The sequence below is a fragment of the Streptomyces sp. NPDC005393 genome, from assembly GCF_040606675.1.
Classification (GTDB): Bacteria; Actinomycetota; Actinomycetes; order Streptomycetales; family Streptomycetaceae; genus Streptomyces.
On sequence record NZ_JBEXFG010000009.1, the window covers coordinates 107,634 to 126,838 of the forward strand.

General features: G+C 72.4%; 18 protein-coding genes. 11 read left to right on the forward strand and 7 right to left on the reverse strand.

What is annotated here, in order from left to right:
• Window positions 1-334 precede the first annotated feature (334 nt).
• Window positions 335-2,509 (forward strand): primosomal protein N', encoded by a 2,175-nt coding sequence (locus tag ABZS71_RS11355; RefSeq protein WP_356208978.1) that lies wholly within the window; start codon window positions 335-337, stop codon window positions 2,507-2,509.
• Window positions 2,510-2,709: 200 nt separating this feature from the next.
• On the opposite strand, the gene ABZS71_RS11360 is transcribed toward ABZS71_RS11355, so the two are convergent.
• On the reverse strand, window positions 2,710-3,243 hold the full coding sequence (locus ABZS71_RS11360) for a hypothetical protein (RefSeq protein ID WP_356208980.1): 534 nt from the start codon (window positions 3,241-3,243) through the stop codon (window positions 2,710-2,712).
• 245 nt (window positions 3,244-3,488) lie between these two features.
• On the opposite strand from ABZS71_RS11360, the gene fmt reads away from it, so the two are divergent.
• The 3 genes from fmt to ABZS71_RS11375 all read left to right on the forward strand — a co-directional run bounded on the left by fmt (window position 3,489) and on the right by ABZS71_RS11375 (window position 8,055).
• On the forward strand, window positions 3,489-4,421 hold the full coding sequence (fmt, locus tag ABZS71_RS11365; RefSeq protein WP_356208981.1) for a methionyl-tRNA formyltransferase: 933 nt from the start codon (window positions 3,489-3,491) through the stop codon (window positions 4,419-4,421).
• Between the two features lie 131 nt (window positions 4,422-4,552).
• Window positions 4,553-6,556 carry an ABC transporter ATP-binding protein gene (locus ABZS71_RS11370; protein ID WP_356208983.1) on the forward strand — a complete coding sequence of 668 codons (2,004 nt, stop codon included), beginning with the start codon at window positions 4,553-4,555 and terminating at the stop codon, window positions 6,554-6,556.
• A 44-nt stretch (window positions 6,557-6,600) separates the two neighbouring features.
• Entirely contained in the window at window positions 6,601-8,055 is a 1,455-nt protein-coding gene (locus tag ABZS71_RS11375; protein WP_356208985.1) for a transcription antitermination factor NusB, read from the forward strand.
• Window positions 8,056-8,076: 21 nt separating this feature from the next.
• On the opposite strand, the gene ABZS71_RS11380 is transcribed toward ABZS71_RS11375, so the two are convergent.
• The 3 genes from ABZS71_RS11380 to ABZS71_RS11390 all read right to left on the reverse strand — a co-directional run bounded on the left by ABZS71_RS11380 (window position 8,077) and on the right by ABZS71_RS11390 (window position 9,175).
• Entirely contained in the window at window positions 8,077-8,274 is a 198-nt protein-coding gene (locus tag ABZS71_RS11380; protein ID WP_355855359.1) for an acetyl-CoA hydrolase/transferase C-terminal domain-containing protein, read from the reverse strand.
• A gap of 362 nt (window positions 8,275-8,636) precedes the next feature.
• On the reverse strand, window positions 8,637-8,909 hold the full coding sequence (locus tag ABZS71_RS11385; RefSeq protein WP_355855333.1) for a hypothetical protein: 273 nt from the start codon (window positions 8,907-8,909) through the stop codon (window positions 8,637-8,639).
• Window positions 8,906-9,175: a hypothetical protein gene (locus ABZS71_RS11390; protein ID WP_356208986.1), complete on the reverse strand. Its 270-nt coding sequence runs from the start codon at window positions 9,173-9,175 to the stop codon at window positions 8,906-8,908. The genes ABZS71_RS11385 and ABZS71_RS11390 overlap by 4 nt, the downstream gene beginning before the upstream one ends.
• A 285-nt stretch (window positions 9,176-9,460) precedes the next feature.
• Here ABZS71_RS11390 and ABZS71_RS11395 point away from each other — a divergent pair, with 285 nt between their 5' ends.
• Together ABZS71_RS11395 and ABZS71_RS11400 are read left to right on the forward strand one after the other, a co-directional pair.
• The gene (locus ABZS71_RS11395; protein ID WP_355855339.1) at window positions 9,461-10,303 is read left to right on the forward strand and encodes a helix-turn-helix transcriptional regulator; all 843 of its coding nucleotides are present in this window, start codon (window positions 9,461-9,463) and stop codon (window positions 10,301-10,303) included.
• On the forward strand, window positions 10,285-10,494 hold the full coding sequence (locus tag ABZS71_RS11400) for a DUF397 domain-containing protein (protein WP_356208987.1): 210 nt from the start codon (window positions 10,285-10,287) through the stop codon (window positions 10,492-10,494). Before ABZS71_RS11395 ends, ABZS71_RS11400 begins: the two co-directional genes overlap by 19 nt.
• 513 nt (window positions 10,495-11,007) lie before the next feature.
• Here ABZS71_RS11400 and ABZS71_RS11405 read toward each other — a convergent pair.
• On the reverse strand, window positions 11,008-11,943 hold the full coding sequence (locus tag ABZS71_RS11405; RefSeq protein WP_356208989.1) for a serine hydrolase: 936 nt from the start codon (window positions 11,941-11,943) through the stop codon (window positions 11,008-11,010).
• A 195-nt stretch (window positions 11,944-12,138) separates the two neighbouring features.
• On the opposite strand from ABZS71_RS11405, the gene rpe reads away from it, so the two are divergent.
• The 3 genes from rpe (at window position 12,139) to ABZS71_RS11420 (ending at window position 15,449) form a co-directional block, all read left to right on the forward strand.
• A complete protein-coding gene (gene rpe / locus ABZS71_RS11410) occupies window positions 12,139-12,837 on the forward strand; it encodes a ribulose-phosphate 3-epimerase (protein WP_356208990.1) in 699 nt (232 codons plus the stop codon).
• Window positions 12,838-12,949: 112 nt separating this feature from the next.
• Window positions 12,950-13,939 carry a sugar-binding domain-containing protein gene (locus ABZS71_RS11415; RefSeq protein WP_355855350.1) on the forward strand — a complete coding sequence of 330 codons (990 nt, stop codon included), beginning with the start codon at window positions 12,950-12,952 and terminating at the stop codon, window positions 13,937-13,939.
• A gap of 61 nt (window positions 13,940-14,000) precedes the next feature.
• On the forward strand, window positions 14,001-15,449 hold the full coding sequence (locus ABZS71_RS11420) for a GuaB1 family IMP dehydrogenase-related protein (RefSeq protein WP_356208991.1): 1,449 nt from the start codon (window positions 14,001-14,003) through the stop codon (window positions 15,447-15,449).
• Window positions 15,450-15,774: 325 nt separating this feature from the next.
• Here the strand turns inward: ABZS71_RS11420 and ABZS71_RS11425 are convergent, their stop codons facing one another.
• Complete coding sequence (locus ABZS71_RS11425) at window positions 15,775-16,557, reverse strand: DUF2637 domain-containing protein (RefSeq protein ID WP_356208992.1); 783 nt, start codon at window positions 16,555-16,557, stop codon at window positions 15,775-15,777.
• Complete coding sequence (locus tag ABZS71_RS11430) at window positions 16,554-16,760, reverse strand: hypothetical protein (RefSeq protein ID WP_355852693.1); 207 nt, start codon at window positions 16,758-16,760, stop codon at window positions 16,554-16,556. The genes ABZS71_RS11425 and ABZS71_RS11430 overlap by 4 nt, the downstream gene beginning before the upstream one ends.
• Before the next feature lie 300 nt (window positions 16,761-17,060).
• Between ABZS71_RS11430 and ABZS71_RS11435 the strand changes: the two genes are divergently transcribed.
• Together ABZS71_RS11435 and ABZS71_RS11440 are read left to right on the forward strand one after the other, a co-directional pair.
• Window positions 17,061-18,533, forward strand: coding sequence for an amino acid permease (locus ABZS71_RS11435; protein ID WP_356208994.1), 1,473 nt, complete (start codon window positions 17,061-17,063; stop codon window positions 18,531-18,533).
• Window positions 18,534-18,543: 10 nt separating this feature from the next.
• Window positions 18,544-18,999 carry an Lrp/AsnC family transcriptional regulator gene (locus ABZS71_RS11440; RefSeq protein ID WP_356208996.1) on the forward strand — a complete coding sequence of 152 codons (456 nt, stop codon included), beginning with the start codon at window positions 18,544-18,546 and terminating at the stop codon, window positions 18,997-18,999.
• Window positions 19,000-19,205 lie beyond the last annotated feature (206 nt).

Consider the following 19,205-nt stretch of genomic DNA (forward strand, 5'->3'; position numbering starts at 1 on the left):
GGGCCTGCGCGCGTTCTCCCTTTCGGCATCGGCGCGGCTCTTCGGCTCGCCCTCAGCTACCGCTGGGAGGTGCGCCCAGCCGGTCGGGCGGGGGCACCGTACAGCGATGGGGGACCCTCGGGGCCTGCGCGCGTTCTCCCTTTCGGCATCGGCGCGGCTCTTCGGCTCGCCCTCAGCTACCGCTGGGAGGTGCGCCCAGCCGGTCGGGCGGGGGCATCGCACAGCGATGGGGAACCCTCGGGGCCTGCGCGTTCCCCCTTCGACAGCGCCGCGCCCCTTCGGATCACTCGCCTGGGCAACATAGTTGTCCGTGCGGTCTGGTAGGACTGAAGCTGTGAGCAGGGACGACGAGCGGCGAGAAGCCCCGGCGGCGGAGTCGCAGGAGGGCGAGCAGCTCGCGCTCATTCGGGAGACCGTGCGCAAGGCCAAGGTGCCCAAGGCCAAGCCGCGGACGTGGCGGGGGGCCACGCTGGCGGACGAGCTGCCCGTGGCGCGGGTGCTGGTGGACAAGGGGCCGGTGCATCTCGACAAGCTGTGGGACTACGCGGTTCCGGCCGAGATGGATGCCGAGGCGCGGCCCGGGGTGCGGGTGCGGGTGCGGTTCGGGGCCGGGACGGGGCGGGTCCGGGACGGGCGTCGGGAGGGCGGGGGGCTGCTCGACGGGTACATCGTCGAGCGGGTCGCGGAGTCCGACTACCGGGGGCCGCTGGCGGCCATCGCGCAGGTGATCTCGCCCGAGCCGGTGCTGGGGCCGGGGCTGCTGGCGCTGTGCCGGGCGGTCGCCGACCGGTACGCCGGGTCGCTCGCCGATGTGCTGCAGCTGGCCATGCCGAAACGCAGTGCGCGCGCCGAGGCCGAGCCGTCTCCGCCGCCGCTGCCCCCGCCGGGGGCGCCCGCGCCCGGGAGCTGGGCGCGCTATCCGGCCGGGCCCGGGTTCTTGGAGGCGCTCGCGCGCGGGGACCGGCCGCGTGCCGTATGGACCGCGCTGCCCGGACCGCACTGGCCGGGTGAATGGGCCGCCGCCGTGGCCGCCACGCTCGCCTCCGGGCGCGGCGCGCTCGTGGTGGTGCCCGACGGACGGACCGCCGCGCGGGTGGACGAGGCGCTCACGGAGGCGCTCGGCGGGCCGGGCCGGCATGTGCTGCTCACCGCCGACCTCGGGCCCGAGGAGCGCTACCGCCGTTGGCTGGCCGTCAACCGGGGCTCGATACGGGCCGTGGTGGGCACCCGGGCGGCGATGTTCGCCCCGGTGCGCGACCTCGGACTGGTCGGGATCTGGGACGACGGGGACCTCAGCCACAGCGATGACCATCTGCCGCATCCGCACGCCCGCGACGTGCTGCTGCTGCGCGCCGTCCATGAGAAGACGGGCTTTCTGCTGGGCGACCTCGGCCGCACGGTGGAGGCCGCCCAGCTGCTGGAGAACGGCTGGGCGAGGCCGCTGGAGGCGGACCGCGAGCAGGTCCGCGCGGCCGCTCCGCTGATCCGTACGGTCGACGAGGGCGAGGTGGCCCGGGACGCGGAGGCCCGCGCCGCCCGGCTGCCCACGCTCGCCTGGCAGACCGTACGGGAGGCGCTGACCCGCGGCCCGGTGCTGGTGCAGGTGCCGCGGCGCGGCTATGTACCGAGGCTGGCCTGTGAGCGCTGCCGGGAGCCCGCGCGCTGTGCGCACTGCTCGGGCCCCCTGGAGGCGCGGGACGCCGACCATCTGGAGTGCGGGTGGTGCGGGCGGCCCGAGACGGCCTGGCACTGTGCCGAATGCGGGGGCGTACGGCTGCGGGCGAGCGTCGTCGGCGCCCGGCGCACCGCCGAGGAGCTGGGCCGGGCCTTCCCGGCCGTGCCGGTGCGCACCTCCGGCCGGGACCATGTCCTCGCGACGGTCCCCGACCGCCCGGCGCTCGTCGTCAGCACCCCGGGCGCCGAGCCGATCGCCGAGGGCGGTTACGCCGCCGCGCTGCTGCTCGACGGCTGGGCGCTGCTCGGCCGCCCCGATCTGCGCGCCGGCGAGGACGCGCTGCGGCACTGGCTGGAGGCGGCGGCCCTGGTACGCGGCCATGGCGACGGCGGCGGCGGGGGCCATGGCGGTGGCGGCACGGTGGTGGTGCTCGCCGAGCCGACGCTGCGGCCCGTCCAGGCCCTGGTGCGCTGGGATCCGGCCGGTTACGCGGCGCGCGAACTGGCGGAGCGGTCCCAGCTGGGCTTTCCGCCGGTCTCACGGATGGCGGCGGTGACCGGCCCGCCGGAGGCGGTGGCCGAGCTGATCGCGTCGGCCGATCTGCCGGAGGGCGTCGAGACGCTGGGCCCGGTCCCGCTGCCCCCGACACCCCCCGGCCGTCCCCGCCGCCCCGGCGACCCGCTGCCGGGCGAGGACTGGGAGCGCGCCCTGATCCGCGTCCGCCCCGGCCAGGGCAGCGCCCTGGCGGCGGCCCTCAAGGAGGCGAAGGCGCGTCGGCTGGCGCGAGGGGAGAAGGACCCGGCGGTACGGGTGGACCCACTCGACATCGGTTAACGCGGTCGGCCCGGCGAGTGAGCCGAAGGGGCGCGCCGCTGTCGAAAGGAAGAGCGCGCGGAGGCCGCGAGGAACGAGGGGCCGAGCACGGTCGACCGTCGACAGGGGGCACCCCCGGCCGAAGGCTGGGGGAGGCTTGAGCGCCCCGGAGGCGAACCGAGCCCTGAAAAAAGGACCGAGCCCTAAAAAAGGGGTGACTCTCAGCCGTTGCGGGGGCTGGGGAAGGCGCTCGGGCGGGGGTCCTCGCGGAGGGCCGGGGCCGGCTGCGGCGGGACCGAGCGGGCGGCGGGCACCGAGGGCAGGGGCGGTACGGATGACGACGGGACGGGGGCCGGGTCGACCGTGTGCGCCGGGGGCTCGCCGCCCTCCACGGCGCTCTGGGCGGCGGCCCGGCGGGCGCCATAGCGGCGGTGCACCGCCTGCTTGGTGACGCCGAGCGCCGAACCCACCGCGTCCCACGAGAAGCCGAGCGAGCGGTCGAAGTCCACCGCGGCCGTGACCAGCGTCTCGACGCTGTCCCGCAGTTCCTGGGCGAGCCGCACGGTGGGCGCGGGGGCGCGTCCGTAGACCACGAAGCCGGCGGATGGGCCGGTGCGCCGGGGGCGGTAGACATTGCCGAGCTGGGCGGTGAGCGTGCGCAGCGCGTCCACCTGTCGGCGGACCCGCTCGATGTCCCGGACCAGGAGGTGCAGGCTGGCCCGTGCCTGGGCGTCGTGGGTTGCGTGGTCGGCCATGAACAAGCCTCTCGAACCGGCGTGGAAGCGGATGGGGAAGACGGATGACGGGAAATGACGGGACGACGGGAAACGCATCGGGCCGCGGCAGCGGCCCGATGCGGTCAATCTGCCTTGACCAACGCGGCACCCGCCCGTCGGTCACGGTCCGGGGCGTGCGGGAGTCCGCTCGTACGCCCCCTCGGGCGGCGGCCCCATAGACTGGGGCGCCTGTTCCGCTGTGTGTGAGAGGTAGTTCGCCACCCATGAGGCTCGTCTTCGCCGGTACCCCCGAGGTCGCCCTGCCCGCGCTGGACGCGCTGATCGCGTCGGAGAGGCATGAGGTGGTGGCCGTGGTGACCCGTCCCGACGCGCCCGCCGGGCGTGGCCGCCGGCTGGTGGCCAGTCCGGTCGCCGAGCGGGCCGAGGAGGCGGGTATCGAGGTGCTCAAGCCCGCCAAGCCGCGGGACCCGGACTTCCTGGCCCGGCTGAGCGAGATCGCGCCGGACTGCTGCCCGGTGGTGGCGTACGGCGCGCTGCTGCCCAAGGCCGCACTGGAGATCCCGGCGCACGGCTGGGTCAATCTGCACTTCTCGCTGCTGCCCGCATGGCGTGGCGCGGCGCCCGTCCAACATGCGGTGCTCGCGGGGGACGAGGTGACCGGCGCGTCGACCTTCCAGATCGAGGAGGGGCTGGATTCCGGTCCGGTGTACGGCGTTGTGACGGAGGACGTCCGGGCCACGGACACCAGCGGCGATCTGCTGACCCGGCTCGCCTTCGCCGGGGCCGGGCTGCTCAGGGCGACGATGGACGGCATCGAGGACGGCACCCTGCGATCCGTACCGCAGCCGGCCGAGGGCGTCTCGCTCGCCCCGAAGATCAAGGTGGAGGACGCGGAGATCGACTGGACGGCGCCCGCGCTGCGCGTCGACCGGCTGGTGCGCGCGTGCGCTCCCGCGCCGGGCGCGTGGACCACCTTCCGGGGCGAGCGGCTGAAGGTCGTCTCCGCGGCGATGGTGGCGGACCGTACGGATCTGACGCCCGGTGAGCCGGCCGCGACCAAGAGGGCCGTGTACGTGGGCACGGGCAGCCACGCCGTGGAGCTGACCTGGGTGCGGCCGCAGGGCAAGAAGCCGATGCCCGCGGCGGACTGGGCGCGCGGGGTGCGGATCGCCGGGGGCGAGCGGCTCGGCGGCTGAGGCCCGGGGGCGCGCCGGTGAGGCGAGGAGTTGACCTCAACCATGGTTAAAGTCATACGTTCCTTGATGTGCCGCCGGTCCGGACCTGCCGGCGAACCCAGGGCGGCACCCCGAGACCTCGGAGGTGCGCGATGGACATGGAAGTCACCGCGTGGCATTCCCTGCACCACGCCTCGAACGCCAGGGACGACCGGCGGCCCTTCTCCCGCGGGACGCTGCGCCGCATCGGCGCCTTCGCCCGCCCCCACCGCCGCCCGCTGCTCCTGTTTCTGGTCCTGAGCACGGTCACGGCGGTGCTCGCGGTGGCGACACCGCTGCTCGCGGGCCGGGTCGTGGACGCGATCGTCCACCGTTCGGGACAGGACACGGTCCTCGGGCTGGCCGCGCTGATCGCCGTCATCGCCGTCGCCGAGGCGGCGCTCGGGCTGCTGACCCGCTGGCTGTCCTCGAACATCGGCGAGGGGCTGATCCTCGATCTGCGGACCGCCGTCTTCGACCACGTCCAGCGCATGCCGGTGGCGTTCTTCACCCGTACCCGCACAGGCGCGCTGGTCAGCCGCCTGAACAACGATGTCATCGGCGCGCAGCGGGCGTTCAGCGACACCCTCTCCGGCGTCGTCGGCAATGTCGTGACCCTGCTGCTCACGCTCGTCGTGATGATCGGGATCTCCTGGCAGATCACCCTGCTGGCGCTGGTGCTCCTGCCCCTCTTCCTGCTGCCCGCCCGCCGGGTGGGCAGGAGGCTGGCGGGGCTCAGGCGCGAGGCGGCGGCGCACAACGCCGCGATGAGCACCCAGATGACCGAGCGCTTCTCCGCGCCCGGGGCGACGCTGGTCAAGCTCTTCGGACGGCCGGCGGACGAGTCCGCCGAATTCGCCGCGCGGGCCGGGCGGGTGCGTGACATCGGGGTGCGCACGGCCATGGTCCAGGTCTCCTTCGTCACCGCGCTGACCCTCGTCTCCGCCCTGGCCCTCGCCCTGGTCTACGGCCTCGGCGGCTCCTACGCGCTGCACGGCCGGCTCGACCCCGGCGCAGTTGTCTCGCTCGCGCTGCTGCTCACCCGGCTGTACGCACCGCTGACCGCGCTGGCCGGGGCGCGGGTGGAGGTCATGAGCGCGCTGGTCAGCTTCGAGCGGGTCTTCGAGGTGCTGGATCTGAAGCCGCTGATCACCGAGCGGCCGGACGCCCGGCAGGTCCCGGACGGGCCGGTGGCGGTCGAGTTCGACCACGTCGGCTTCGGCTACCCGGCCGCGGACAAGGTCTCCCTCGCCTCGCTGGAGGAGGTCGCGAACCTGGACACCCGCGGCGGCGTCCAGGTGCTGCACGAGGTCTCCTTCCGCGCCGAACCGGGCCAGATGGTCGCGCTGGTGGGCTCCTCCGGCGCCGGGAAGTCGACCATCGCGCAGCTGCTGCCGAGGCTCTACGACGCCGACAGCGGCGCGGTGCGGCTGGGCGGCGTGGACGTCCGCGATCTGACCGCCGCCTCGGTCCGGCACACGCTCGGGATGGTCACCCAGGACGGCCATCTCTTTCATGAATCGATCCGCGCCAATCTGCTGCTGGCCCGGCCCGAGGCCACCGACGACGAGCTGTGGGAGGTGCTGCGGCGGGCCAGGCTGGAGGGGCTGATCGCGGCCCTGCCGGACGGTCTGGACACCGTCGTGGGCGAGCGCGGCTACCGGCTCTCCGGCGGTGAGCGCCAGCGGCTGACCATCGCCCGGCTGCTGCTGGCCCGCCCCCGGGTGGTGATCCTCGACGAGGCCACCGCACATCTGGACTCCACCTCGGAGGCGGCCGTACAGGAGGCGCTGGCCGAGGCGCTGGAGGGGCGCACCGCCGTGGTGATCGCCCACCGGCTGTCCACGGTGCGGGCAGCCGATCTCATTCTCGTCGTGGAGGACGGCCGGATCGTGGAGCGCGGTACCCACACCACGCTGCTGGCCGCGGGAGGCCGCTACGAGGAGCTCTACCGGACCCAGTTCGAGCAGCCGTCCGCCGCGGGCGGAGCGGCCGTGGACGGGGCGGGCACGGACGGGACGGGCACGGACGGGGCCGGCACGGATGGGGCGGGCACGGGCCGGGCGGGCACGGGCCGGACGGAGACGGCGGAGACCGCCGACGCCCCGGCCACGTAGGCTGGACTCTTCAGCCCCATCAGTCCCCCCGGAGCACATTTCCCGTGACCGACCAGTCCCGTCGTCGCCGTCCCGCCACCCCGAACCGGCCCGGCAAGGCCTATCGCCGTCCGAAGAAGGACCCCGTGCGGATCCTCGCCTTCGAGGCGCTGCGGGCGGTCGACGAACGGGACGCGTACGCGAACCTCGTGCTGCCGCCGCTGCTGCGCAAGGCCCGGGAGGACGGGACCTTCGACGCCCGGGACGCGGCGCTCACCACCGAGCTGGTCTACGGCACCCTGCGCCACCAGGGCACCTATGACGCGATCATCGCCGCCTGTGTGGACCGCCCGCTGCGCGAGGTGGATCCGCCCGTGCTCGATGTGCTCAGCCTCGGCGCCCATCAGCTGCTGGGGACCCGAATCCCCACGCACGCGGCGGTCTCCGCCAGCGTCGAACTGGCCCGGGTGGTGCTCGGCGACGCACGGGCCAAGTTCGTCAACGCCGTACTGCGCAAGATCGCCGCCACCGACCTCGACAGCTGGCTGGAGCGGGTCGCCCCGCCGTACGACGAGGACCCCGAGGACCATCTGGCCGTCGTCCACTCGCATCCGCGCTGGATCGTCTCCGCCCTGTGGGACGCGCTCGGCGGCGGCAGCGCCGGGATCGAGGACCTGCTGGCGGCCGACAACGAGCGGCCCGAGGTCACCCTCGTCGCCCGGCCCGGCCGGTCCACGGCCGATGAGCTGCTGGCGGCGGTCGGCGGGGAGTCCGCGCTGCCGGGCCGCTGGTCCCCGTACGCCGTGCGGCTCACCGAGGGCGGCGAGCCCGGCGCGCTGGACGCGGTGCGCGAGGGGCGCGCCGGGGTGCAGGACGAGGGCAGTCAGCTCGTCGCACTCGCGCTCGCCAACGCCCCGCTGGACGGGCCCGATCAGCGCTGGCTGGACGGATGCGCCGGACCCGGCGGCAAGGCCGCGCTGCTCGGTGCGCTCGCCGCGGGGCGCGGCGCCTCGCTGCTCGCCGCCGAGAAGCAGCCGCACCGGGCCCGGCTGGTGGGCAAGGCCCTGGCGGGCAACCCCGGCCCGTACCAGGTGATCGCCGCGGACGGCACCCGGCCGCCGTGGCGGCCGGGCACCTTCGACCGGGTGCTGGTCGACGTCCCGTGCACCGGGCTCGGCGCGCTCCGCCGCCGCCCCGAGGCGCGCTGGCGGCGCCGCCCCGAGGACCTCGACGGCTTCGCCCCGCTGCAGCGCGGGCTGCTGCGCGAGGCGCTGGCCGCCGTGCGGGTCGGCGGGGTGGTCGGCTACGCGACCTGCTCGCCGCATCCGGCCGAGACCCGGGCCGTGGTCGAGGACGTCCTGCGGGGCCGGGGCGGCCCGGCCGCCTCCGCGGAGTGGGTCGACGCCCGCCCGCTGATGCCCGGGGTGCCCGCGCTGGGCGAGGGCCCGGACGTCCAGCTGTGGCCGCATCTGCACGGCACGGACGCCATGTATCTGGCCCTGCTGCGCCGCACCGGCTGAGGAACGTCTGCTCGACGACGCTCAGTCGCCCTGCGTCGAGCCGCTGGTCAGGTAGCGGACGTGCCAGGAGAGGGCCTGGTCCAACAGGTGCGGAGTGTGCCGGCTGTGAGGGGATGCCGGCGCCTGCTGGTAGTAGTCCTCCAAGGCGGGCCTGAAGTCCGGGTGCGCGCACTTGTCGATGATCTGCCGCGCCCGTTGCTTGGGCGACAGACCTCGCAGGCGTCAGCGCCTTCAGCAGGTCGAGGGAGCGCCGTGCGAGGGCGAGGCGGCCCGCCTCGTCGGTCTCGTCGAGCCGCAGGAAACCGGCCGTCTCCAGCTGCCGTACGAGGTCGGCGGCCGGCTCCTGGTAGGTACGGGTCAGCTATCGGGATGGCCCGGCGCGCGTCGGCACCCTCGACAAAGTTCGTGATCTTCCCGGCCTCGGGGGGTGGCGTTCGGCGCGCGTGGTGCGCGCCTTGCGCACATTCTCCGGTATGGAGGCGAGGTGAGGGACCTGTGGTGCGGGAATCGGGGTTATGAGTGGATTCGGTGGGTGTGGGAGGTTGTGGGGGCTATGGCAGTTGGCAGTTGTCGGTCGTCGGTCACGGGAGGTCCCTGCGGCTGTGGGCGTTGGTCTCGGCGAGGCGGGCGCGGAGCAGTTCCGCCGGGGTGAGCGGGTGGACGTGATCGGGGTCGGCGTCCCATTCCCGGCCGCCGGCGAGGGGGCGGAGCTGGAGGTAGGGGCCTTCCTGGCCCATGACGATGCCGACGCGGTCGCGGGTGGCGTCGCGGACGGGCGTGCCGGGTGGGGGAGGGGTGGCGGGGCCGGGTTCCTGGCCGGGGCCGGGGGCGGGGCCGGTGTGCGGGGTGGTCACCGGGCGGCGCCCTTGGCGATGACGGCGGCCAGCGCGAGGGCGACGGGGGCGGAGCAGACGCCGAGATGGACGAGGGCGTAGCGGGCGCTGGTGGGGGTGGTGTCGGCGTGGCTCCGCTCCGGCTGGTCCAGGTTGTCGGGGATGGGCTCGTTCCAGGGGGTGCGTACGTCCATGGCGGGGAGCTGGATGCCGGCTTGGGTGAGGGCGGTGGCGAGGGCGTCGCGGGCGGCGGTGGCTTCCTGGGCCTTGGGGTTCGGGTTCGGCATCGAGGCTGGTCCTTCCAGACGTGCGGGTGGTACGGATTTGCGGTTTTTGCCGCCGCGTTCGCATCGGGTGGATTACGGTGCGTAGTGGGGGCGTTACGAGGATGCCGCCGGAGTGGGTCGGGGTGCGGCGTCGGCGCGGTGTCGTTCCCCGCCGGGTGACGCATGTTCCACAACTTCCACAACGGGCGCGGTGGGCGTGCGGGCAGGTGTGTACGCGTGTGTACGGGTACGAGGGGTTCGCCTGGGCGGCGGTACGCGGCCGGGAAGCCCTGGAGGGGAGTCACAATGCCGCAGCGACGCATCGTCACGGGCCGCAGCCAGGAGCCGCGCCAGCGGTTCGCCGAGGAGTTACGGAAGTTGCGGGCCCAGCGAGGTGACAGCCTGCGGCAGCTCGGGGAGCGGCTGGGGTGGGACTGGTCGCTGTTCGGGAAGATGGAGAAGGGAGAGACGCTGGGCAGCCCGGAGGTGGTGGACGCGCTGGACCAGCACTACGGGACGCCGGGGCTGCTACTCGCGCTATGGGAGTTGGCCGCCGGGGACCATACGCAGTTCCGGGAGCGGTACCGGCGGTACATGGCGCTGGAGGCGGAGGCGGTCAGCCTGTGGCACTTCGCGGTGAGTGTGCTGCCGGGGTTGTTGCAGACGCCGGGGTATGCGCGGGAGGTTCTGGCTGCGGGTGGAATCAAGGGGACGGAGCTGGAGCAGCAGGTGAAGGCTCGGATGGGGCGGCGGGAGTTGTTGGAGGGGGATGCTGCACCGCCCTTCCGGTCGATCCTCTCGGAGGCCGCGTTGCTTACTCAGCTGCGGGACGTGGGAGAGTGGCGAGCGCAGTTAGAGCACCTGTTGGACGTGTCGGAGCGCGAGAACGTGGCTGTTCATGTGCTGCCGAACAGCGCTGGACTGCATGCGTTGATGGGCTTCGACGTGTGGTACCTGCTGCTGTCGGACGGCCGGACTGTGGCGTATACCGAGAACGGATACAGGGGCGAACTCATCGAGGAAACCGCGCCGGTTGTGCGCCTGCTGAAGGCGTACGATTCAGTGCGCGACCTGGCGCTGTCCCCAGCCGAGTCGCGGAAGTACATCCTGCGCAAGTTGGAGGAAGTGCCGTGCAGATCGTCGACCTGAGCGCTGCTTCATGGCGCAAGAGCAGCTACAGCAATCAGGACGGTGGCGCGTGCATTGAGGTCTCCGACGACTTCACCGCCGTCGTCCCCGTGCGCGACAGCAAGAACCCACACGGCCCCCTGATCACGTTCGCGGCTGATGCCTGGACCTCGTTCGTAACGGCCGTGAAGCGTGGTGAGTTGGGCGCCTGACCCGTGCATAAAAGGCGTCGAAACGCGACGACGGCCTCAAGCCCACCGGCTGGGTGGGCTTGAGGCCGTCGGCGTACTCGGCCAGGTCGGCATCGGAGTTACTTCTTGGTGGTCCGGCGTCCACGGGTCGCGGCAGCCGGGCGCCAGGCCCGTAGGTCCTGATCCGTGAGGCCGTGCTCGCCTTGAGCCATCTGCCGGTCACCGCTGATGAACGCGGCGGGGGAGACGCCGAAGGTCGGGTCGATCTCGTTGTGCCACTGAGGTCGAGCTTGCCGCGCGCCCGCCAGTAGGAGGGGCGCAGGTGTACTTCGGCGGTGCGCTCATGATCGAACGCGGACTCGGTGACCGTGGCCCACCGGCCACCCGGCATGCGCTGCCCCCGCCCCTTGAACCCTGGTGCATGGCCCCTGGCCAGCCGCCGTCCGCCGCGTCCGGCAGACGGTACATGTTCGGAGAAATCCTAACGGAGGGCTCTGATGCTGAGTACGGTTGTGCACCCGCCCGGCATCGGGCTCACTCCTTCGGGACCGCCGGCATGGCCTCCTGGGGGTTGTCGGTGGGTGCGTAGAGTGTCGCGGCGTGTGCGGTGGGGTTCAGGTCCTTGTGCACCGCGCGGGCGACGGCCTCTATGGTCGCCACGCCCGCCTTCATGGTGGAGTTGTCCTGGGTCAGCACCGTGATCGTGTAGGTGTGGCCGCCGCCCGTGAAGGCGCCGATGCTGTGCACCCGCCAGCCGTGCGTGGAGCGGGACAGCCAGCCGTTCTTCACGTGGATCTTCGTACCGCTTGGCGCACCGGCCGGGGTGCCCCAGCGCTGCGAGGGGATGACCTTGCCCATCAGCTTGAGGATGTACGCGCGGGCGTTGTCGCTCAGCACCGCGTTCGGATGGGTGATCAGCTCCAGGAGCTTCTCCTGGTCGTTCGCGGTGATCTGGGTGAGCCCCCAGTAGCCATCGCTGCCCGGGACGGTCCGGGTCATCCCGGCGGCCTTCAGGAACGCCTGGACCTTGGCGGGCCCGAGCTGCTTCCACAGCTTGCTGGTGGCGGCGTTGTCCGACCGCGTGATCATGTCGGTGGCGAGGGTGTTCTCGCGCTGGGTCAGAAATCTGTGGTGCTTCTTCGCGTCCCACAGCAGCGTGGCCAGGACGGTCGCCTTGACCACGCTCGCGGAGTCGAACTTCTGGTCCGCGCGCAGCGTGCAGCGGGTGTTGGTGCTGTCGTCGCGGAGGCTGACGGCCGCGGTGGCGGACCGGCCGTGCAGCGCCGCGGCGATGTCCTTGGACAGCTTGGCGGCGAGCCCCGCCTGGTCCGAGGCGCAGACCGGCTGTGGGGTCGCGGGCGTCGTGGCGGAGGCCGGCGCCGCCCCCGCGACCGGTGGCACGAGCACTGCCGCGGCCAGCGCCGCGGACAGGGCGGCGCTGGAGCGCCGGGGTATTCGGTGTCGCGTCATGATTGCTTGCCCATTCCCTTGTCTTGTCGCTCGTCACAAGAGCCTCTTCGGTGCTCTCGTCTCACATGACACACGCGCGACGTACAAGGGTTGTGTCTGAGGTGCAGGTGATTTTTTTACCTGGTCTTCTCCGCTACGAGTACCCGCGATCATCCCGAATCCCTGGACCGGCCTCGGTCATGGGAGGCTGGGGTCATGGCCGTGCAGATCAATCCCAGCATCCTGTCCGCAGACTTCTCCCGCCTGGCGGATGAGGCGAAGGCAGTCGAGGGCGCCGACTGGCTCCATGTGGATGTGATGGACAACCACTTCGTCCCCAACCTGACCCTCGGTGTGCCGGTGGTCGAATCGCTGGGCAAGGCGACGGATACGCCGCTGGACTGCCATCTCATGATCGAGGACCCGGACCGCTGGGCCCCGCGGTACATCGAGGCGGGAGCCGGTTCGGTCACCTTCCATGTCGAGGCCGCGGCCGCGCCGGTACGGCTGGCGCGTGAGATCCGGGCCAAGGGCGCCCGGGCGTCGATGGCGCTCAAGCCCGCGACCCCCATCGAGCCGTACGAGGATCTGCTGCCCGAGCTGGACATGCTGCTGGTGATGACGGTGGAGCCCGGCTTCGGCGGGCAGGCGTTCCTCGACATCATGCTGCCGAAGATCCGCCGTACCCGTGAGCTGATCGCACGGCACGGTCTGGAGCTGTGGCTCCAGGTGGACGGCGGGGTCTCCGCCGCCACCATCGAGCGGTGCGCCGAGGCGGGTGCCGATGTGTTCGTGGCGGGCTCCGCGGTCTACGGCGCCCAGGACCCGGCCAAGGCGGTACGGGAGCTGCGCGGTCTCGCGGAGCGGGCGACCGGTGCATCAGGACTGTGCGGCCACTCCGCTACCGGCCGGTGAACGTAAGGGTAAAGGCCGGATCAACTCCACCGTTTCTGACAGGATGAACGGTGAGTCCGGAACAGTGACAAGTGAGGAGACCGCGGTGTCGACGGGCCGTTCAGCCACGCGGATGGGACCCGCCGAACTGGTGCAGGCGGCGGCCATGGCGCGCCGCTTCTACCTCGAGGGCAAGTCCAAGATCCAGATTGCCGAGGAGTTCGGCGTCAGCCGCTTCAAGGTCGCGCGCGTCCTGGAGACGGCGCTCGAGCGTGATCTGGTGCGCATCGAGATCCGGGTTCCCGCCGAGCTCGACGCGGAGCGCTCCGACGCGCTGCGTGCCCGGTACGGGCTGCGGCACGCGGTCGTCGTCGAGTCCCCGGCCGACGCCGAGGCCGACACCCCGGACCCGGAGAACCTGGGCGAGGTCGCCGCGGATCTGCTGGGCGAGCTGGTGACCGAGGGGGATGTGCTGGGGCTGGCCTGGGGACGGTCCACGATCCATATGGCGGCCGCGCTGCACCGGCTGCCGCCGTGCACCGTCGTCCAGCTCACGGGCGTGTACGACGCGGGCACGGCGGAGCGCGGCTCGGTCGAGGCGGTGCGCCGGGCCGCCGCCGTCTCGGGCGGCGAGGCGCACCCCATCTACGCGCCGATGCTGCTGCCCGACACGGCCACCGCGGACGCGCTGCGCGGCCAGACCGGTATCGCCCGCGCCTTCGAATACTTCGACAAGGTCACCGTCGCCGCGGTCTCCATCGGCTCGTGGGAGGCCGGGATCTCGACGGTCTACGACATGCTGACCGAGGAGGAGCGGGCCCACTACGCGGGGCTCGGCGCCGCCGCCGAGATGTCGGCCCACCTCTTCGACGCCGAGGGCCGCCGGATCGGCCGCGACCTGGGCGAGCGGTGCATCACGGTGGAGGCCGACCGGCTGCGGCGGATCCCCGAGGTGGTGGCCATCGCGGGCGGGCGCAGGAAGGCCGAGGCGATCGGTGCGGTGCTGCGGTCCGGCCTGGTCACGAGCCTGGTGACGGATACGGCCGCGGCGGACCATCTGCTCCAGGAGACGGGCCCCGGCCCCAAGCCGGCGCTGGAGCGGGCCGACCCCGACGGTCCGTAGGCGCAGGCCCGTGGCGGGCCGGGAATCGGCCCCGCCGTCGTACCAGGGCGCGCATGTGACAATGAAGTACGTGCGTTTCCTCAATGATCAGAAGCCGTCGTACGACCTGACGTACGACGATGTGTTCATGGTGCCGAGCCGCTCCGCGGTCGGCTCCCGCCAGGGCGTGGACCTGGCCTCGCCCGACGGCTCCGGCACCACCATTCCGCTCGTCGTCGCCAACATGACCGCGATCGCCGGCCGCCGCATGGCGGAGACGGTCGCCCGCCGCGGTGGCCTCGTCGTCATTCCGCAGGACATCCCGATCGACGTCGTGACCGAAGTGATCCGCTGGGTCAAGAGCCGCCATCTCGTGCTCGACACCCCGATCGTGCTCGCGCCCTCCGGGACCGTCGCCGACGCGCTGTCGCTGCTGCCCAAGCGGGCCCACGGCGCGGGGGTCGTGGTGGAGGACGGACGCCCGGTGGGCGTGGTGACCGAGTCCGACCTGACCGGGGTGGACCGCTTCACCCAGCTCTCCGAGGTGATGTCCAGGGACCTGCTGGTGCTCGACGCGGACATCGACCCGCAAGAGGCCTTCACCCGCCTCGACGCGGCCCACCGCAAGTTCGCCCCCGCCGTGGACGCGGACGGCAGGCTCGTGGGCATCCTGACCCGCAAGGGCGCGCTGCGCGCGACCCTCTACAGCCCCGCGGTGGACGCGGAGGGCAAGCTGCGGATCGCCGCCGCCGTCGGGGTCAACGGGGATGTCGAGGGCCGTACGAAGGCGCTGCTCGACGCCGGGGCGGACACCCTCGTCGTGGACACCGCCCACGGCCACCAGGAGTCTATGATCACCGCGCTCAAGGCGGTCCGGGGCCTTGGCCCGCGGGTGCCGGTCGTGGCGGGCAATGTCGTGGCCGCCGAGGGGGTGCGCGATCTCATCGAGGCGGGTGCCGACATCGTCAAGGTCGGCGTCGGACCGGGCGCCATGTGCACCACCCGCATGATGACGGGCGTGGGCCGGCCGCAGTTCTCCGCGGTGCTCGAATGCGCCGCCGAGGCGCGGAAGTTCGGCAAGCACATCTGGGCGGACGGCGGCGTCCGGCATCCGCGCGACGTCGCGATGGCGCTGGCGGCCGGGGCGTCCAACGTCATGGTCGGCTCATGGTTCGCGGGGACGTACGAGTCGCCGGGCGACCTGCAGCACACCGCCGACGGTCGGCCGTACAAGGAGAGCTTCGGCATGGCGTCGGCGCGCGCCGTGCGCAACCGCACCAGCGAGGAGTCCCCCTACGACCGTGCCCGCAAGGGCCTGTTCGAGGAGGGCATCTCGACCTCGCGGATGTTCCTGGACCCGGCCCGGCCGGGCGTCGAGGACCTGATCGACTCGATCATCGCGGGGGTGCGCAGCTCCTGCACCTACGCGGGCGCCGCCTCGCTGGAGGAGTTCCATGAGCGGGCCGTGGTCGGCGTGCAGAGCGCCGCGGGCTACGCGGAAGGCAAGCCGCTGCACGCCAGCTGGGACTGATTTTTTCAGGGCTCGGTTCGCCTCCGGGGCGCTTCAGCCTCCCCCAGCCTTCGGCCGGGGGTGCCCCCTGTCGACGGTCGACCGTGCTCGACCCCTCGTTCCTCGGGGCCTCCGCGCGCTCTCCCTTACGACAGCGGCGCGCCCCTTCGGCTCGCCCCCAGCTATCGCTGGGAGGTGCCCCCAGCCGGGGGCCGGGGGCACCCGAGGGCCGGGGTCCGCCTCAGCCTCGGCAGCGGCGCGCCCCTTCGGCTCGCTCGCCGGGGGTACCGCATGGCCGTGGCCCCACTCGGGTGAGTGGGGCCACGGCCATGCGGTAGCCGGTGGCTCACCGCACCATTCCGCGCTGCTCGCCGCGGGTGCGGGGCAGGGCGTGGCGGGGCGGGCTGGTGAGGGTGATCTGACGCACCAGCTGGTGGAACGAGACCAGCGCGGCGACCGGCGGAAGACCGGCGACGGCCATGCTGGGCGCGTTCTTGGGGGCGTGCGCGACACACAGGAACACCGCGATCGTGGAGAAGAGCACGACCACGGCCCAGGAGTGCGCGGCACCGCGGCGGTGCAGCGCGGCCCGCAGCACCGACAGCGAGGCGACCAGCCAGGGCCCGTAGACCAGCAGGGGCCACCACGCCGCCATGGACTCCGAGGTGCTGGGGGAGGCCAGATAACGCAGCGGGGGGTACGAGATCATTCCGCCGAGCACGCTCAGCATCGCGACGATGACCGTGGTGACCGCGGCGAAGATCAGGCTGATCAGCTGGAGCCACGGCATCGTCGGCAGCCGGAAGCGGACCCGGCGGCGCTTGCCGCGGCCGCGGACATGCGCGGGCGAGGGAGAACGGATGGGGCCGATGGGGCCGATGGGGCCGATGGGGCCGATGGGGCCGGTGTTGTGCACCGACTCCTCGGTGGACGCGGAGGTCGTCTGGAGCAGCCGGGCCAGGTCTCCCTCCAGGTCCCAGCGGCTCTCGATGGTCTCCGGATCGGGCAGAGGGAAAGGATTCATCTCATAGTCGACGGCCGCGTCGAACCGCTCACCGGGAGCGGGGGCGGGCCGGTGGCCGGTGGGTGGGGGCCCGTAGCCGCCCGGCCTCGGCTCGGTGTAGGTCATGCCTTGACGCCCGGTTCCGTCGTACCGGAGCGCTGGACGAAGTCCGCCTCGATCCTGCCCAGCGTCCGGAGGAAGTCCTCCCACACGCGCGAACAGTATTCGAGTGGATAGCGCTCGTCCTCACCCCCATGATCTCGGGGCCGGAACACGGGTTCGGCCGTGAGCGGGGAGTGATCGGGTGGCTGCAGACTGTCAGTGGTCACGTCCCCACCAACGACCGCTAAAATGGTGCAGTATCGCGGCATTCGGGTGAAACGCGCGCTGACTGGCGCGGTGTCTCGCAACGATTCCCCGCCGAGCGCCCCCGCGCGCAACGTTGCAACGCGTATGCGCAAGGGTGGTGCATTACGGCCGTGGGCGGACGACTCATAGGGTCTGCGCTTACGTGGAGTGGCGGGGACCGACTGCTCGGCGATTTCCCACCTGCGGGTCTGTCTCCGGGCGCCCGCATGTCCGCCGTCGGTCGCCACTACCTGACCGGCAGCGATAAAGGAGCCACCTCAGTGTTGGAGCAAGGCGCAGCACCGCCCGCCAGCCAGCGACCGGAGCCAGAGCCTCCGGCTACCGGGCTCGGTGCCCGGTTGATGCGGCGCAAGCCGGTGGAGCGGCTGGTCGCCGAGGGCGGCCAGGGCGAGGGAGGGTCCCTGCGGCGCTCACTCGGCATGTGGCAGCTCACCATGATCAGCATCGGTGCCACCCTCGGCACCGGTATCTTCGTCGTCCTCGGCGAGGCCGTTCCGGACGCCGGGCCCGCGGTCATTGTGTCCTTTGTCATAGCCGGGATCACCGCGCTGTTCTCCGCGCTGTCGTACGCAGAGCTGGCAGGCACCATCCCGGTCTCCGGATCCTCCTACTCCTACGCCTACGCCACCATGGGCGAGCTCGTCGCCTGGGTGTGCGGCTGGTGTCTGATCCTGGAGTACGGCGTCTCGGTGGCGGCGGTCGCCGTCGGCTGGGGCCAGTACCTCAATGAACTGCTCGACGGCACGCTCGGCATCAGCATCCCCGACGCACTCTCCGCACCGCCCGGCGACGGCGGCGTCTTCAACCTCCCCGCGCTGCTCGTGGTGCTGCTGGCCATGGCGTTCCTGCTGCGCGGGGCCAAGGAGAGCGCCCGCGCCAACACGATCATGGTTTGTGTGAAGATCGCCGCGCTGATCCTCTTCTGCGCTGTCGCCTTCGCCGGCATCCGGGCCGGGAACTACACCCCCTTCATGCCGCTGGGCATGGCGGGCGTCAGCGCCGCCGGGGCCACCCTCTTCTTCTCCTACATCGGCTTCGACGCCGCCTCCACGGCCGGCGAAGAGGCCAAGGACCCGCAGCGCGATCTGCCCCGCGCGATCATGCTCTCGCTGATCATCGTCACCGCCCTGTACTGCCTGGTCGCGGCCGTGGCGGTGGGTGCGCTGCCGTGGAAGAAGTTCACGGGCTCCGAGGCCGCGCTCTCCGGGATCATGGAGAGCGTCACCGGTCAGAGCTTCTGGGCCGTGCTGCTGGCGGCCGGCGCCGTCATCGCCATCGCCTCCGTCGTCCTGACCGTGCTCTACGGGCAGACCCGCATCCTCTTCGCGATGTCCCGCGACGGGCTCGTGCCCAAGGTCTTCTCCACGATCCACGAGCGGACCGGGGTGCCACGCGCCAACACCGTCATCGTCTCGCTCTTCTGCGGCGTCCTCGCCGCCGCGATCCCGCTCGGTCAGCTCGCCGACGCCACCAGCATCGGCACGCTCTTCGCCTTCGCGCTCGTCAATATCGCGGTGATCGTGCTGCGCCGGACCCGGCCCACCATGACCCGCACCTTCCGGGTGCCGCTGTCCCCGCTCTTCCCGCTGATCGGCTTCGGGCTGTGTCTTTGGATGATGGGCAGCCTGGAGGTCGTGACCTGGGTGGTCTTCGGAGTCTGGATGGCCATCGGCCTTGTGCTGTACTTCGCTTACGGCATGCGCCGATCCCGACTGGCCACAGCAGAAAAGTGATCCCCCCGCAGTGCGACTGAACGATCTCGACGAACGCATCGTCCACGCCCTCGCCGAGGACGCCCGCCGCAGCTACGCCGACATCGGCGAGCTGGTCGGCCTGTCCGCGCCCGCCGTCAAACGGCGGGTGGACCGGCTGCGCGCGGAGGGTGCCATCACCGGATTCACGGTGCGGGTCGATCCGGCGGCGCTGGGGTGGGAGACCGAGGGCTTCATCGAGCTCTACTGCCGCCACAACACGTCGCCCGACGACATTCGCCGAGGCCTGTCGCGCTACCCGGAGGTGGCGTCCGCGTCGACCGTCACCGGCGACGCGGACGCCATCGTCCAGGTCTTCGCCGCCGATATGCGCCACTTCGAGCGGGTGCTGGAGCGGATAGCGGGTGAGCCGTTTGTGGAGCGCACCAAGTCGGTGCTGGTGCTCTCTCCGTTGCTCCGGCGCTACACGTCGGGTGCCCCCGCCTGAGGGTGCGCCCGGGGGTTGTTCCCCCACCCCACCCCTTCCCGAAACTGGGGCTCCGCCCCAGCCCCCGCCGGGGGCTCCGCCCCCGGACCCCCATCCGGGGCTCCGCCCCCGGACCCCCATCCGGGGCTCCGCCCCCGGCCCCCGGGCCTTTGGGCGGGGTTGTGCCCAGGGCCTTCGCCGGGGGCCGCGTCCCTGGCCCCGGGCCC